The sequence below is a fragment of the Pseudomonas sp. B6002 genome (genome assembly GCF_013385985.1).
GTDB lineage: Bacteria > Pseudomonadota > Gammaproteobacteria > Pseudomonadales > Pseudomonadaceae > Aquipseudomonas.
The window spans coordinates 137,054-152,109 of record NZ_JACAOY010000010.1; the positions used below are offsets into that span (position 1 = coordinate 137,054).

15 protein-coding genes are annotated in these 15,056 nt (G+C 60.9%); 9 read left to right on the forward strand and 6 right to left on the reverse strand.

Going from position 1 to position 15,056, the window contains the following annotated elements:
- Nucleotides 1-13 precede the first annotated feature (13 nt).
- Nucleotides 14-544: a DUF5943 domain-containing protein gene (locus HX792_RS14140; RefSeq protein WP_016977793.1), complete on the reverse strand. Its 531-nt coding sequence runs from the start codon at nucleotides 542-544 to the stop codon at nucleotides 14-16.
- A gap of 78 nt (nucleotides 545-622) precedes the next feature.
- On the reverse strand, nucleotides 623-1,600 hold the full coding sequence (locus HX792_RS14145; protein WP_176996679.1) for a dipeptidase: 978 nt from the start codon (nucleotides 1,598-1,600) through the stop codon (nucleotides 623-625).
- Between the two features lie 218 nt (nucleotides 1,601-1,818).
- Here HX792_RS14145 and HX792_RS14150 point away from each other — a divergent pair, with 218 nt between their 5' ends.
- Both HX792_RS14150 and HX792_RS14155 read left to right on the forward strand, forming a co-directional pair.
- A complete protein-coding gene (locus HX792_RS14150) occupies nucleotides 1,819-2,220 on the forward strand; it encodes a lysozyme inhibitor LprI family protein (RefSeq protein WP_176996680.1) in 402 nt (133 codons plus the stop codon).
- A gap of 41 nt (nucleotides 2,221-2,261) precedes the next feature.
- Complete coding sequence (locus tag HX792_RS14155) at nucleotides 2,262-2,678, forward strand: DUF3010 family protein (protein WP_176996681.1); 417 nt, start codon at nucleotides 2,262-2,264, stop codon at nucleotides 2,676-2,678.
- A gap of 125 nt (nucleotides 2,679-2,803) precedes the next feature.
- Here HX792_RS14155 and HX792_RS14160 read toward each other — a convergent pair whose 3' ends face one another.
- Together HX792_RS14160 and HX792_RS14165 are read right to left on the reverse strand one after the other, a co-directional pair.
- Entirely contained in the window at nucleotides 2,804-3,982 is a 1,179-nt protein-coding gene (locus HX792_RS14160) for an AAA family ATPase (RefSeq protein ID WP_176996682.1), read from the reverse strand.
- A 68-nt stretch (nucleotides 3,983-4,050) separates the two neighbouring features.
- Nucleotides 4,051-4,995 carry a GlxA family transcriptional regulator gene (locus HX792_RS14165; RefSeq protein WP_176996683.1) on the reverse strand — a complete coding sequence of 315 codons (945 nt, stop codon included), beginning with the start codon at nucleotides 4,993-4,995 and terminating at the stop codon, nucleotides 4,051-4,053.
- Between the two features lie 193 nt (nucleotides 4,996-5,188).
- Between HX792_RS14165 and HX792_RS14170 the strand changes: the two genes are divergently transcribed.
- From HX792_RS14170 to HX792_RS14195, 6 genes are all read left to right on the forward strand, one after another.
- A complete protein-coding gene (locus HX792_RS14170) occupies nucleotides 5,189-6,133 on the forward strand; it encodes a choline ABC transporter substrate-binding protein (protein ID WP_176996684.1) in 945 nt (314 codons plus the stop codon).
- 77 nt (nucleotides 6,134-6,210) lie between these two features.
- Complete coding sequence (locus HX792_RS14175) at nucleotides 6,211-7,098, forward strand: 3-keto-5-aminohexanoate cleavage protein (protein ID WP_176996685.1); 888 nt, start codon at nucleotides 6,211-6,213, stop codon at nucleotides 7,096-7,098.
- Nucleotides 7,099-7,227: 129 nt separating this feature from the next.
- On the forward strand, nucleotides 7,228-8,193 hold the full coding sequence (locus HX792_RS14180; RefSeq protein ID WP_176996686.1) for an L-carnitine dehydrogenase: 966 nt from the start codon (nucleotides 7,228-7,230) through the stop codon (nucleotides 8,191-8,193).
- 111 nt (nucleotides 8,194-8,304) lie between these two features.
- A complete protein-coding gene (locus HX792_RS14185; protein WP_176996687.1) occupies nucleotides 8,305-8,781 on the forward strand; it encodes a thioesterase family protein in 477 nt (158 codons plus the stop codon).
- A 15-nt stretch (nucleotides 8,782-8,796) separates the two neighbouring features.
- Nucleotides 8,797-9,957: a gamma-butyrobetaine dioxygenase gene (locus HX792_RS14190; protein WP_176996688.1), complete on the forward strand. Its 1,161-nt coding sequence runs from the start codon at nucleotides 8,797-8,799 to the stop codon at nucleotides 9,955-9,957.
- 377 nt (nucleotides 9,958-10,334) lie between these two features.
- Complete coding sequence (locus HX792_RS14195) at nucleotides 10,335-10,598, forward strand: hypothetical protein (RefSeq protein ID WP_176996689.1); 264 nt, start codon at nucleotides 10,335-10,337, stop codon at nucleotides 10,596-10,598.
- 88 nt (nucleotides 10,599-10,686) lie between these two features.
- Here the strand turns inward: HX792_RS14195 and HX792_RS14200 are convergent, their stop codons facing one another.
- Entirely contained in the window at nucleotides 10,687-11,790 is a 1,104-nt protein-coding gene (locus tag HX792_RS14200; protein WP_005792167.1) for a GlxA family transcriptional regulator, read from the reverse strand.
- A gap of 502 nt (nucleotides 11,791-12,292) precedes the next feature.
- Nucleotides 12,293-13,669 carry an L-serine ammonia-lyase gene (locus HX792_RS14205; RefSeq protein WP_176996690.1) on the reverse strand — a complete coding sequence of 459 codons (1,377 nt, stop codon included), beginning with the start codon at nucleotides 13,667-13,669 and terminating at the stop codon, nucleotides 12,293-12,295.
- 415 nt (nucleotides 13,670-14,084) lie between these two features.
- On the opposite strand from HX792_RS14205, the gene HX792_RS14210 reads away from it, so the two are divergent.
- Nucleotides 14,085-15,032 (forward strand): choline ABC transporter substrate-binding protein, encoded by a 948-nt coding sequence (locus HX792_RS14210; RefSeq protein WP_176996691.1) that lies wholly within the window; start codon nucleotides 14,085-14,087, stop codon nucleotides 15,030-15,032.
- Nucleotides 15,033-15,056: the final 24 nt, after the last annotated feature.

The following is a 15,056-nucleotide window of genomic DNA, read 5'->3' on the forward strand; positions in this document are numbered from 1 at the left end:
CACGGTCCTCGGCTTACAACGGCTTGACGGTGAACAGGCCGTCATCGTGGCCCTCTTCGGAGCCTCCGTAGACTTGCTCTGCGACAGTGCGGATCTGGCTCCCGCGCGCTTGAAGAATCTGGTCCATGGCGCCGGCAAACCAGCCGGTGAACATGTAGTCGACTTTGCGCCCGACCTTGCCGTACACATAGACGAACGCCGAGTGTTCCAGCTTGACGCTGGCGGTGCCCTTGTCCAGGTCGATGTCCTGGATCTTGAACAGGCCCCAGCCGCGTTGCGACAGGCGCTTCATGTAGTGCTCGAACACCGCAACGCCTTCCAGGCCGTGGCATTCAGCTTCTTTTTCGCACCAGTGCCAGGCGGACTTGTAGCCGGCCTTGTAGAGGATTTCGGCATAGGCGTCAGCGCCCAGCACTTCTTCGATACCGATGTGGTTGTTGACGAAGAAATGGCGCGGCACGTACAGCATCGGCAGGGCGTCGGAAGTCCAGACACCGGTTTCGCTGTCGACTTCGATAGGCAATTGCGGGGCGATCTTGGCCATGGAAACTTAACTCCAGAAAATTCGTTTGGATGCCCGCTGCGCGAAGGGCAGCGGGTTAAGGATTAGGAGAGCGGTGGCTTATTCGCCCCAGACGTCTTTCAAGACGTTGACCCAGTTCTCGCCCATGATCTTGCGCACCACACGCTCGCTGTGGCCGCGCTTGAGCAGGGTCTCGGTGAGGTTGGGGAACTCGCCCACGGTGCGGATGCCCAGCGGGTTAATGATCTTGCCGAAGCTGGTCAGGCGGCGGGCGTAGCCCTTGTCATGGGTCAGCATTTCGAAGAAATCCTGGCCATGGCCCTGGGTGAAATCGGTGCCGATGCCGATGGCGTCTTCACCGACAATGTTCATGGTGTATTCGATGGCTTCGGCGTAGTCGTCGATGGTCGAATCGATGCCCTTGGCCAGGAACGGCGCGAACATGGTCACGCCGACAAAACCGCCGTGGTCGGCGATGAACTTGAGCTCTTCATCGGACTTGTTGCGCGGGTGCTCTTTAAGCCCGGACGGCAGGCAGTGGGAGTAGCACACCGGTTTCTTGGATTCGAGGATGACCTCTTCGGATGTTTTGGAGCCCACGTGGGACAGGTCGCACATGATGCCGACGCGGTTCATCTCGCCCACCACCTCACGGCCAAAGCCTGACAGGCCGCCGTCACGCTCGTAGCAGCCGGTGCCGACCAGGTTCTGGGTGTTGTAGCACATCTGCACCACGCCCACGCCGAGCTGCTTGAAGATCTCGACATAACCCAGTTGGTCTTCGAAAGCATGGGCGTTCTGGAAGCCGAAGATGATGCCGGTCTTGCCCAGCTCCTTGGCGCGACGGATGTCGGCGGTGGTTTTCACCGGGATCACCAGGTCGCTGTTCTCACGGATCAGGGTCTGGCTGGCCACGATGTTATTGATGGTGGCCTGGAACCCTTCCCACACCGACACGGTGCAGTTGGCGGCGGTGAGACCACCTTTGCGCATGTCCTCGAACAGGTCGCGGTTCCACTTGGCAATAATCAGCCCGTCGATAACGATGCTGTCGGCGTGCAATTCGGCTGGGCTCATCAGGCGTCCCCTTATTGGCGATTCATGCGCCGAATCGTCTGCCGGCGCTTTGGGGCCAGCATATGCCCAGGGGCCGACAGAGCCGGGTGCAAAAACGACAGGGGAATTGCCGAAAGCGTCAATCCACGACAAAGGCTGCTATGACGCGTCTGACTGGCAGCTGTTATTTGTCTTACGCTTGGGCCAGAATTCCGCATCACCTGATATGAGACGGCGCAATGAAATCGATTTTCCTGGCTTTGGCACTCATCGCAACCACCGCACACGCGGCTGAAGACACCGACAACACGCCGTGCGATGGCATCGAAAACGACAAGCAAACCCTGGAATGCGCCACCTACAACAAAACCACCGCCGAGCAATTGCTTAAGGATAACTACCAAGGCCTGCTCGAACGCATGGGTTCGACCTACGGCAGCAACAAGTCGCAGCTCGCCGACATTACCGCTCGTCTGAAGGATGCCCAGCAGAAGTGGGAAAAACTGCGTGACGCCGATTGCGCCGTAGACACCTTCCCGGCAGTGAACGGCACCAAGGAATACGCGATCCAGCAGAACGATTGCCTGGCGCGGATGAGTGATGAGCGGTCAGAGTTTTTGGAGTCGATCGGACAGGAATAAGCGACAATCCCCGCCACTTTCTCTCTGAAACAAGGCTACTCATGAAGACTTGCGGCATCGAAATCAAAGGCAGCGAAGCCATCATCGCTGTCGCTTCCCTCGACAACGGGGCGCTGACTCATGTCGCCTTGGCCACCAAGAAAATCGCTCTGGAAGACGACGATGAAGCGGCCAACGTCAAAGCCTTCGCCACCCAGGTGAAGGCGTTTGTGCAGGACAACGCCATTGAGCGAATCGCCATCAAGAAGCGCAGCAAGAAAGGCGAATTTGCCGGGGGCCCGACCACGTTCAAGATTGAAGGGGTGTTCCAGTTGCTGGACGGTGTGGAGGTGACGCTGCTGTCGCCGCAGACCATTAATGCCCAGAACAAGAAGCACAACTTTGATTTGCCGGCGACGCTGAACAAGTACCAGCATGAAGCCTACAAAGCGGCGTGTTCGGCCCTGCTAAAAAAATAAGCCACACCACCTATCCACTGTGGGAGCTGGCTTGCCTGCGATAGCGGTACATCAGTCGACATCTATCGTGCTGACCCACCGCCATCGCAGGCAAGCCAGCTCCCACATTTGATTTGAGTTGCCCCTTAGTCAGGTGTACGGCGCTTGTGCCGCAGCCAATCGCCAAACGTCTTGTCCTCCAGGGCATACCCGCCCCGGCTCGACTTCCACACCAGCTCCTTATCCCGCAGGGCATCAATGCAAGCCTGAATCGTCTGGGTGCCCGGCACTACATCGCTGCCCATCTCTTCCAGCGCCTTGCTGACTGCCGCGAGGGTGCTGTCGGTAAACGGCGCGAACGGTTCGTTGTTTTGCGAACGCTCCACCATCACTTCCAGCACGGCACGTTGGGGAATAGTGAGATTGTTCCAGGCGCTTTCGAACTCGGTCCACACGCCCGCGCGCAGTAACTCGGCGCGGCTGTGCAGCAGCTGGCCCAGGTTGCTCGCCTCGCCCAGCTCCAGCGCCACTTCACCGATGATGGTGCGCAACATCTCAGGGCGACGGCCTACCAACTCAAACGCTTCATCAATGTCGGCTGCGTTGAACTGGTTAGTCTTGGCCAGATTCGCGTTGAGGTGTGCGGTGTAGGCCTGGGTGAACGCTTTGCCCAATAGCGGAAACGGCGTGATGCTGGAACCGAAGAACGGCTGGCTCTTGCCCAGAACCAAATGGGCCAGCTTGTCGCGGTTGGAGCCGGTGAACACCAGGTGCAACCCACTGCCCTCCTCATCACGCCCTTGGTTGAGCTGATCCCGGGCGGCCTTCAACGCGAACATCGCGTTGATACCTGAATCGCTGGTCAGCGCGTGCTGCGCTTCATCAATGACCAGCACAACGGATTTTTCCGCCGCGTGGTGCAGCAGTTCCAAGGCTTGGGTCAACGTCGCGCCAACAGGCAACTGAGGCTTGCTGAAATCCCAGGACAACGTCCGCAGAAAGCTCAGTTTTTCGATGCCAATGTTCTTGGCCAGCTTGCGGATGCCCTTTTCATAGGGCACCAGCGCGGCGGCAATCGCGCTGGCAATCAACTCTGCCGGATCTTTCTCTTTGTCCGCCCACAGGTCGACATACACGGCCAGCCAGCCTCGAAGCTGACACTCCGGGATCAGGTCTTCACGTAGAAAGGTACTTTTGCCTGTTCGGCGCGGCGCTGCGAGAAACAGGCCAGAGGTGAAATCCTGAATGCCAGCCCCCACCAGGCCGTCGGCAATGCTGCTGGCCAGGGCGGGGCGGCGGAATACAAAGCCGCTGTGCTTGGACATGGTTTTATACTCAATTATTCAAAGGACTATAAATTATAGTCACGAGTATAATTGACTATAATTGCCCGTCAAACCACCTCCCGTCGCCGATCCTCCCGTGGGCACTTGGCAAACCGCGCCCGATAACTGCGGGTGAAATACGACGGCGACTCAAACCCGCAGGCAATACTCACTTCCAGCACGCTCATGTCGCTTTGACGTAAGAGCTGCCGGGCTTTTTCCAGGCGCAGGCCGAGGTAGAAGTTGCTGGGGGTGTCGTTCAAATGTAGGCGGAACAGGCGCTCCAGCTGGCGCCGCGTAACCTTGATCGCTTCTGCCAGGGCCAGGGTGCTCAAGGGTGGCTCGGTGTGCTGCTCCATCTCACCAATCACCTGCACCAGCTTTTTGTTGTTGATGCCATAGCGTGTGGCGATCTGCATGCGCTGGTGGTCTTTGCGCGGGCGGATGCGGCCGAGCACGAACTGCTCGGACACCTGGATCGCCAGTTCCGGGCCATGGGCCTGGGCGATCAGGTCGAGCATCAGGTCGATGGAGGCCGTCCCGCCGGCGCAGGTGATGCGGCGGCGGTCGATCTCGAACAGTTCCTGGGTCACGCTGAGCTGTGGATAAGATTCCTTGAAGGCGTCGATGGCTTCCCAATGCAGGGTCAAGCGATGGCCGTCGAGCAGGCCGGCTTCAGCAAGTACGCAGGCGCCGGTGTCGATGGCGCCCAGGGTCACGCCGTCGTGATCGAGGCGGCGCAGCCAGTGCTCCAGAGCGGGTGTGGCGAACTGCAAGGGTTCGAAACCCGCCACCACTAACAACGTCGCACCTTTTTTCAGCGGCTCCAGCGCAGCGTCGGCGTTGACCGACATGCCATTGCTCGCCAGCACCGCGCCGCCGTCGGCACTCAACACATGCCAGCGGTACAGCTCGCCACGAAAGCGGTTGGCCACCCGCAGTGGTTCCAGCGCAGAGATAAAGCCAATGGCCGAGAAGCCCGGCATCAGCAAAAAGTAGAAATCCTGGGACATGGTGGCGCTCTCGTAGGACGGGCAGCGTGGCACTGTGATACTCCCGTTCTCGGGTGGATTCAAGGGGGCAGGTCGCTGCAGTGCAAGAGCTGGTCGCCGCCGTGCGTTTTGTGGCCCGCGAAGGTACGTAACTTGGCCTCACGGCGCACAAAGACGCCGGACCCCACAATAACGACCTGCCGAGGGATCCACCATGAACCGACTGATCAGCCGCTGCGTGCTTGCACTCAGCGCCAGCGCCATCTTGAGCACGAACGTACTGGCCGCCGACGCGGCGTCCTGCCAGAACGTGCGCATGGGCGTGGTGAACTGGACCGACGTAATCGCCACCAGCGCCATGACCCAAGTGTTGCTCGACGGCCTCGGCTACAAGACCAAACAAACCAGCGCCTCCCAGCAAATCATCTTCGCCGGCATCCGTGACCAACGCCTGGACCTGTTCCTGGGCTACTGGAACCCGCTGATGACGCAGACCATTACCCCGTTCGTCGACGCCAAGCAGGTCAAGGTCCTCGACAAGCCGAGCCTGGAAGACGCGCGCGCCACCCTGGCCGTGCCGACTTACCTGGCCGACAAGGGTTTGAAGACCTTTGCCGACATCGCCAAGTTCGAAAAAGAACTGGGCGGCAAGATCTACGGCATCGAACCCGGCTCGGGCGCCAACACCCAGATCAAGGCGATGATCGCCAAGAACCAATTCGGCCTGGGCAAGTTCCAGCTGGTGGAGTCCAGCGAAGCCGGCATGCTCGCCGCCGTCGACCGCGCCGTTCGCCGCAAGGAAGCCGTGGTGTTCTTCGGCTGGGCGCCGCACCCGATGAACGTCAACGTCGCCATGACCTACCTCACCGGCAGCGACGACGCCCTGGGCCCGAACGAAGGCATGGCAACGGTATGGAGCGTGACGTCGCCGACCTACGCCGAACAGTGCCCGAACATCCACAAGTTGCTGACCAACCTGACCTTCACCGCCGCCGACGAGAGCCGGATGATGCAGCCGTTGCTGGACCACAAGGACGCCATCGAGTCCGCCAAGCAGTGGCTCAAGGATCACCCGCAAGACCAGGCCCGCTGGCTGGAAGGCGTGACCACCTTCGACGGCAAGCCGGCCGCCGCCAACCTGCAATTGACCAGCAAATAACCTGATTTGAATCACCGCTTCGCAGCCGCTCCTGGCTGCGAACGGCACCATTACGCCCGCCTGTAAGGAACCGCCTCATGAATCACGACGTCATCATCACCTGCGCACTCACCGGTGCTGGCGACACGACCAGCAAAAGCCCACACGTGCCGGTCACTCCCAAACAAATCGCCGCCGCGGCGGTAGAAGCCGCCAAGGCCGGCGCCACGGTTGTGCACTGCCATGTGCGTGACCCACAAACCGGCAAGTTCAGCCGCGACGTGGCCCTGTACCGCGAAGTGATGGAGCGCATCCGCGAGGCCGACATCGACATCATCGTCAACCTCACCGCCGGCATGGGCGGCGACCTGGAGATCGGTGGCGGCGAGAACCCGATGGAGTTCGGCCCCAACACCGACCTGGTCGGCCCGCTGACCCGCCTGGCCCATGTGGAAGAGCTGCTGCCAGAAATCTGCACCCTGGACTGCGGCACCCTGAACTTCGGCGATGGCGACACCATTTACGTCTCCACCCCTGCGCAACTGCGCGCCGGCGCCAAACGCATCCAGGAGCTGGGCGTGAAGGCCGAGCTGGAAATCTTCGACACCGGCCACCTGTGGTTCGCCAAGCAGATGATCAAGGAAGGCCTGCTGGACGACCCGCTGTTCCAACTGTGCCTGGGCATCCCGTGGGGCGCTCCGGCCGACACCACCACCATGAAAGCCATGGTCGATAACCTGCCGGCCAACGCCGTGTGGGCGGGCTTCGGCATCGGCCGCATGCAAATGCCGATGGCCGCGCAAGCGGTGCTGCTGGGCGGCAACGTGCGGGTTGGCCTGGAAGACAACCTGTGGCTGGACAAGGGTGTGCTCGCCACCAACGGCCAGCTGGTGGAACGCGCCAGTGAAATCCTCAGCCGCCTGGGCGCACGGGTCATGACCCCGGCCGAAGGGCGCGTGAAGATGGGCCTGACCAAGCGCGGCTGATCCTTTCAGAACACAACCAACCCTGTAGGAGCCGGCTTGCCGGCGATGAGGCCCTCATGCCTGTGGCGATGCCTCTGACGCCATCGCCGGCAAGCCGGCTCCTACACTGCCTCCATTCAGGAATATGCCATGAGCTTTATCACCGAAATCAAAACCTTCGCCGCCCTCGGCAGCGGTGTCATCGGCAGCGGCTGGGTATCCCGCGCCCTGGCCCATGGCCTGGACGTCGTGGCCTGGGACCCGGCGCCCGGCGCCGAAGCTGCGCTGCGCAAACGTGTCGCCAATGCCTGGGGCGCCCTTGAGAAACAAGGCCTGGCACCGGGTGCATCCCAGGACCGCCTGCGCTTTGTCGCCACAATCGAGGAGTGCGTGAAAGACGCCGACTTCATCCAGGAAAGCGCTCCGGAACGTCTCGAGCTGAAGCTGGAATTGCACAGCAAGATCAGCGCCGCGGCCAAGCCCAATGCATTGATCGGTTCCAGCACGTCCGGCCTGTTGCCGAGCGAATTCTATGAAGGCTCGACCCACCCGGAACGCTGCGTGGTCGGCCACCCGTTCAACCCGGTTTACCTGCTGCCGCTGGTGGAAGTGGTGGGTGGCAAGAACACCGCACCAGAGGCCATTCAAGCCGCGATCAAGGTGTATGAATCCCTCGGCATGCGCCCGCTGCACGTGCGCAAGGAAGTCCCGGGTTTCATTGCCGACCGCCTGCTCGAAGCGCTGTGGCGCGAGGCGCTGCACCTGGTCAATGACGGCGTGGCCACCACCGGCGAAATCGACGACGCGATCCGCTTTGGCGCAGGCCTGCGCTGGTCGTTCATGGGCACCTTCCTCACCTACACCCTGGCCGGTGGCGATGCCGGTATGCGGCACTTCATGGCGCAATTCGGCCCGGCGTTGCAACTGCCGTGGACCTACCTGCCGGCGCCGGAGCTGACCGACAAGCTGATTGACGATGTGGTCGACGGCACCAGTGATCAGTTGGGCAAGCGCAGCATTTCGGCGCTGGAACGCTATCGTGATGATTGCTTGCTGGCGGTGCTGGAAGCGGTGAAGACCACCAAGGAAAAGCACGGCATGGCATTCGCTGAATAACCGCTGTTGATCCCTGTAGGAGCCGGCTTGCCGGCGATAGCCCCCTCAAGGACGCCATCGCCGGCAAGCCGGCTCCTACAGTTGACCGAGTACCTACCCGGAATTTATGTCATGCCTGCACTGACGACCTACACCACCCACATCCAGCCCGACTGGGTGGACTACAACGGCCATCTGCGCGATGCGTTCTATCTGCTGATCTTCAGCTACGCCACCGATGCGCTGATGGACACCCTGGGCCTGGACAGCGAAAACCGCGAAGCCAGCGGTCATTCGCTGTTCACCCTCGAGCTGCACCTGAACTACCTGCACGAAGTGAAACTCGGCGCCGAGGTGGAGGTGCACACCCAACTCATCGCCCATGACGCCAAGCGCCTGCACCTCTATCACAGCCTGCACCTCGTGGGCGACGAGAAGGAATTGGCGGGCAACGAACAGATGCTGCTGCACGTCGACCTCGCCGGCCCGCACTCCGCGCCGTTCACCGAGGCCACGCTGGAAAAACTCACGGCCATCAGCGCAGAACAGGCCGACCTGCCACGCCCCGCCCTGCTTGGCCGAGTGATTGGACTGCCACCCAAAAAATAAAAACAAGGAGCCACCATGCAAACCGCCGCCGCTGTTGCCGATTTCCGTACCTACCCGAAGATCTGTGACCTCGACGAGGTCCAGGTACTCGACGATCAGATTCGTGTGCGCTGGGCCGATGGGCGGGTCAGCCCTTTCCACCATCAGTGGCTGCGGGACAACTGCCCGTGCGCGCAGTGCGTGTACAGCGTGACCCGCGAGCAGGTGCTGGAGATCGTCGATGTGGACGAACAGCTCACCGCAATCAGCGCGCACATCGTGCAAGGTGACCTGAGCGTGGAATGGAGCGGCGGCCACCACAGCCGGTACGATTCCGGCTGGTTGCGGGCCCATGCCTACGATGATGAATCCCGCGCTGAACGACGGGCGGCAAAGCCCAAGTCCCAGCTGTGGGACAGCCGTTTCAACCTGCCGGTTTTCGACTATGCGGCGGTCATGCAAGACCCCGACACATTGCTGCAATGGCTGCTGGCCTTGCGCGACACCGGCCTGACGCAAATCCGTGGCGTGCCCACCGAGCCCGGCTCACTGGCGTTCATCGCCAAGCGCATTTCGTTCATCCGCGAGAGCAACTTCGGCGTGCTGTTCAACGTGCAATCCAAGGCCGATGCCGACAGCAATGCCTACACCGCGTTCAACCTGCCGCTGCACAGTGATTTGCCGACGCGGGAGCTGCAACCGGGCCTGCAATTCCTGCATTGCCTGGTGAACGACGCCGACGGTGGCGAGAGCATTTTTGTCGACGGGTTTGCCATCGCCCAGGCCCTGCGCAACGAAGACCCCGAGGCGTTTCGTGCACTGTGTGAGATCCCCGTGGAATTTCGCAACAAGGACCGCCACAGCGACTACCGCCGGCTCGCACCGATCATCGCGCTGGATGCCCTGGGCGAAGTGGCGGAGATCCGCATGGCTAACTTTCTACGCGGGCCGTTCGAGGCCAGCGTGGAGCAGATGCCACTGCTCTACCGCGCGTATCGGCGGTTTATTGCGATGACGCGGGAGGAGCGTTTCCGCGTGGTACAGCGCCTGAATCCGGGTGAGTTGTGGTGCTTTGATAACCGCCGGACGTTGCATGCGCGCAATGCATTCGACCCGGCGTCCGGGGCGCGGCATTTTCAGGGGTGCTATATCGATCGGGATGAGTTGTTGTCCAGGATATTGGTATTGCAAAGGTAGACCGAGGTGCGGCCATCGCCGGCAAGCCGGCTCCTACAGGGGTACGCATTCCAAAGGTGGAACTCGGTCAAATGTGGGAGCTGGCTTGCCTGCGATGAGGCCGGTACAAACACCACAAAACCCAGGCAAAAAAAGCCCCAACCCAGCCGTGACTGGATCGGGGCAGAGCGCTTGGTGTGAGCGTGACATCCCGAGGGTGACCAAACCTTCAAGGTGCTTGCCTGGCATTCAGTGTGCCTATTACTGCTGTCGGTAAATGGCCCGAAAACGACATGCTCATAGCCATCTGAGGCATTCGTTGATTCTGCCCTTGCCGACCGCTCGGGGGGCTACCAGAATCGAGGTCAGACCCCGCTCCCTACACCAGGAAAAACGCCATGATGCACGCGGATTTGATTGACCAGGATGACCTGCTGGGCCACCTGCGCTCGCTGGGTTTTGAAGTGTCCAGCGGCGCCACCGCTGAGCAGGCTTGCGAGTGCGCGGTACGCGGCTTGAGTGCGGCTCGGGCCAAGGCACTCAAGGGCATGGTGGAACAGATGTACACCGGCAGCGCGACGATCTTGCCGGCGGTGCGCCAGGCGATCGACAAGCAGTTGTTGCCGGCGTTGGTGCAGTTCAAGCAGAACTCTGGCGCCTGATACATAGCTATCGCAGGCAAGCCAGCTCCTACAGGGGAATGCGTTCCAACTGTGGGAGCTGGCTTGCCTGCGATGAAGGCGACTCGGTCTAGAGCCTCACGCTGGCAAACGTCGACTCATTACGCGCCTGGCTCAACGCCGACATCGGCCCCGACAACGGTGACAACACCAGCGCCTGCGGAATCGGCATCATCGCCACCTGTTGGGTGGTGTTGGAGCCTACGCGCTCATCCCGTGGTGGAATGCCGAAGTATTCGCGGTAGCACTTGGAGAAGTGCGGCGTGGAGACAAACCCGCACACCGACGCCACTTCGATGATCGACATCGGTGTTTGCTTGAGCAACTGCCGTGCACGTATCAGGCGCAGCTTGAGGTAGTAGCGCGACGGCGAGCAGTGCAGGTATTTCTGGAACAGGCGCTCCAGCTGACGACGGGACACGGCGACATACACCGCCAGTTCGTCCAGGTCGATCGGCTCTTCCAGGTTGGCTTCCATCAGCGCGACGATTTCCTGCAGCTTCGGCTGGTTGGTGCCGAGCATGTGCTTGAGCGGCACACGCTGGTGGTCCTGTTCGTTGCGGATGCGTTCGTACACGAACATCTCAGAGATGGCGGCCGACAGTTCACGGCCGTGGTCGCGGCTGATCAGGTGCAGCATCATGTCCAGCGGTGCGGTGCCGCCCGAACTGGTGAAGCGGTTACGGTCGAGGGTGAACAGGCGTGTGCTCATGGCCACGCGGGGGAAGGCTTCCTGCATCGACGCCAGGCATTCCCAGTGCACGCTGCAATCGAACCCGTCCAGCAAACCGGCACAGGCCAGGGCCCAGCTGCCGGTGCACACCGCGCCAAGGCGGCGGGACTGGCGCGCCTGGCTTTGCAGCCACGACACGTGCTCACGGGTCACGGTGCGTTGGATACCCACGCCGCCGCACACAATCACGGTGTCCAGGGCTGGGGCTTTGTGCATGGAGGCATCGGGGGTGATCTGCAGACCGTCGCTGGCCCACACCTGGTTTCCGTCAACACTCAAGGTGGTCCAGCGATACAGCTCGCGGCCGGAGAGTTGGTTGGCCATGCGCAGCGGTTCGACTGCGGAAGCCAGGGAAATCAGCGTGAAATTGTCCAGCAGCAAAAAGCCGATGGATTGAGGCGCACGGTTCTGGGGTTGGGCCCCGGAGTTGAACGACGTCATCGCGGTATCTCCTCACACAAAGCGGGTGATGGCCTCAGGCGAGGCTCTTGTTATTGCGCTCGTCTGCGACACAGAACGAGGCTTTGAATTGATAGAGCAAATGCCATGCCTAAAATTGAATGGCCGTCCAATAACTCCTAAAAACGACCTCATGACGCGTCTATATAAGCCCGCGCGGTATGTGCGGGATATGACCCGAAATGGGCGTAGGAGCAGGCCTACCTGAGGGGTGTGAGCAGATCGGTAGCACTTGTGGGAAGGCGCTTTGCGGGTGTGGGAGAAGTCTGTCACCGCAAGCGCGGATGACGAGGGGTCAGGCGGGAAATCGTTTGGGAGCTACTTATCTGTTTGCGACGCGCTAAAAGGTGGCGCTTTTGGATCCGGGTGTTCACTTTATGCGCAATGTTGCCTGGGCTGACGCTATCGCCGGCAAGCCGGGCTCCTACAATGGAACGCGCACTCCTGTAGGAGCCGGCTTGCCGGCGATAGCCATTTCAAAGGCTCAACATTCCACGGCACTCACCGCCAACCCACCCCGCGATGTCTCTTTGTACTTGTCATGCATGTCCGCCCCGGTATCGCGCATGGTGCGGATCACCCGGTCCAGGGAGATGAAATGCTGGCCATCCCCGCGCAAGGCCATCTGCGCCGCGTTGATCGCCTTCACCGCCGCAATCGCATTACGCTCGATGCACGGCACCTGCACCAACCCGCCCACCGGGTCGCAGGTAAGGCCGAGGTTATGTTCCAAACCGATTTCAGCGGCGTTACACAATTGCTCCGGGGTAGCGCCGAGGATTTCCGCCAAGCCGGCCGCCGCCATGGCGCAGGCCGAGCCCACTTCGCCCTGGCAGCCCACCTCGGCGCCTGAGATCGAAGCGTTTTTCTTGCACAGGATGCCCACCGCCGCCGCGCCGAGCAGGTAGTCGACCACGTTGGCTTCGGTGACGTCCTCGCTGAACTTCATAAAGTAGTGCAGCACCGCCGGGATGATCCCCGCCGCGCCATTGGTCGGTGCGGTGACCATGCGCCCACCGGCGGCGTTTTCTTCGTTGACCGCCAGGGCGAACAGGTTGACCCATTCCATGGCGCTCAAGGTCGAACCGATCACATTGGGCTTGTTCAATTCCTGCAGGCTGCGATGCAACTTGGCCGCACGCCGGCGCACGTTCAGGCCACCGGGCAGGATGCCCTCGTGCTTGAGGCCCTGCTCCACGCAATCTTGCATGGCGCGCCAGAGCTTCATCAGGCCGCTGCGGATCTCTTCTTCAGAGCGCCACACCTTTTCATTGGCCATCATCAACTCGGCCACGCGCAGGTTGTGGGTCTTGCACAGCTGCAGCAACTCCACCGCGCTGGAGAAATCGTAAGGCAACTCGGTGCGGTCCATGTCGGCCACGCCGCTTTGCGCCTGGGCCTCATCCACCACAAAACCGCCGCCGACTGAATAGTAGGTGTCGCGGTGCAGTTCGCCGTCATCGCCGTACACCACCAGGGTCATGGCGTTGGGATGGAACGGCAGGTTTTCGTCGAGCAGGCGCATGTCCCGTGCCCACACGAACGGCACCGGCAAACGCCCGTCCAGCAGCAGCGTGTCGGTTTCGCGCAAGGTGTGAATACGCAGGCCGATCTGCGAAGGGTCGATTGCATCCGGCCATTCCCCCATCAAGCCCATGATGGTGGCGGTATCGCTGCCATGGCCGATGCCCGTGGCGGACAGCGAGCCATAGAGCTGAACTTCGACGCGCCGCACTTGTTCCAACCATTCACGTTCACGCAGTGCCTGGACGAACAATGCCGCGGCGCGCATGGGGCCGACGGTGTGAGAACTCGAAGGCCCGATGCCGATCTTGAACAGGTCGAAAACACTGATAGCCATTGCCGTGCAACTCCTCGGGTGAACAGGCCAGGCACCAAGGAGCTGCTACGCTCAGATCGCCCAGATGGCGGCATCATCTAGCTTTTATCCGTCATCACGGCGTCTCACACCGACGTGACCATGCTCAGTAACGTCGCTCGCGTTCGATCACTTGTTTTGGCCGTTTTTAGCGGTGCAGATCGGTAAAAACCGCAGTTTTGCCGTGGAAAAAATCTGTAAGCGACGTCACCGACACTGGATACGACCATCCCTGTACTGGATACGACGCCCCCTGTAGGCGTCAGATTTTCACTGGTACATGATCAGTCTCGACTCGTTTGCAAGGCACCGTGCCAGAGCTGTTGTCGCACGCACCAACCGCAACACCTATAAAGCGCGGCGAACGCCGCCAGAAAAAACACAGGAGTCTAGCCCCATGAAAGGTTCACCCTCGTTGTTGTTGGCCGCCATGTTGAGTCTGCCAGTCCTGGCGCACGCTGCAGAACCGGCACAATGTCAGACCGTCAACTTCTCCGATGTCGGCTGGACCGACATTACCGTCACGACCGCGACCACCAGCGAAGTCCTCAAGGGCCTGGGCTACAAGCCCCGCACCACGATGATTTCGGTGCCAGTGACCTACAAGTCCCTGGCTGACGGCAAGAACATGGACATCTTCCTCGGCAACTGGATGCCGACCATGGAAAACGACATCAAGCAGTACCGTGATGCCGGCACCGTGGAAACCGTCCGCGCCAACCTCGAAAACGCCAAGTACACCCTGGCGGTGCCCGAGGCGCTGTACAACAAAGGCCTTAAAGATTTCGCCGATATCGCCAAATTCAAGGATGAGCTGGGCGGCAAGATCTACGGCATCGAGCCGGGTAACGACGGCAACCGCACCATCCAGACCCTCATCGACAAAGATGCCTTCGGCCTGAAAACCGCTGGCTTCAAAGTGGTCGAGTCCAGCGAAGCCGGGATGCTGTCGCAAGTGGAACGCGCCACCAAGCGCGACCAGGCCATCGTGTTCCTCGGCTGGGAACCGCACCCGATGAACACCCGCTTCAAGATGAAGTACCTGACCGGGGGTGACGATTCGTTCGGCCCCAACTACGGCCAGGCCACCATCTACACCAACACCCGCAAGGGTTACACCCAGGAATGCAGCAACGTTGGCCAGCTGCTGAAAAACCTGGTGTTCACCCTGAACATGGAAAGCACCCTGATGGGTAAAGTCCTGGACGACAAACAGAAACCCGACGTCGCCGCCAAGGCCTGGCTCAAGGCCAACCCGCAAGTGCTCGACACCTGGCTCGCCGGTGTCACCACCGTTGATGGCAAACCAGGTCTGGAGGCCGTTAAAGCTTATCTCGCCAAGTAATCGCTGACCCCGGGGCGGTGCGCT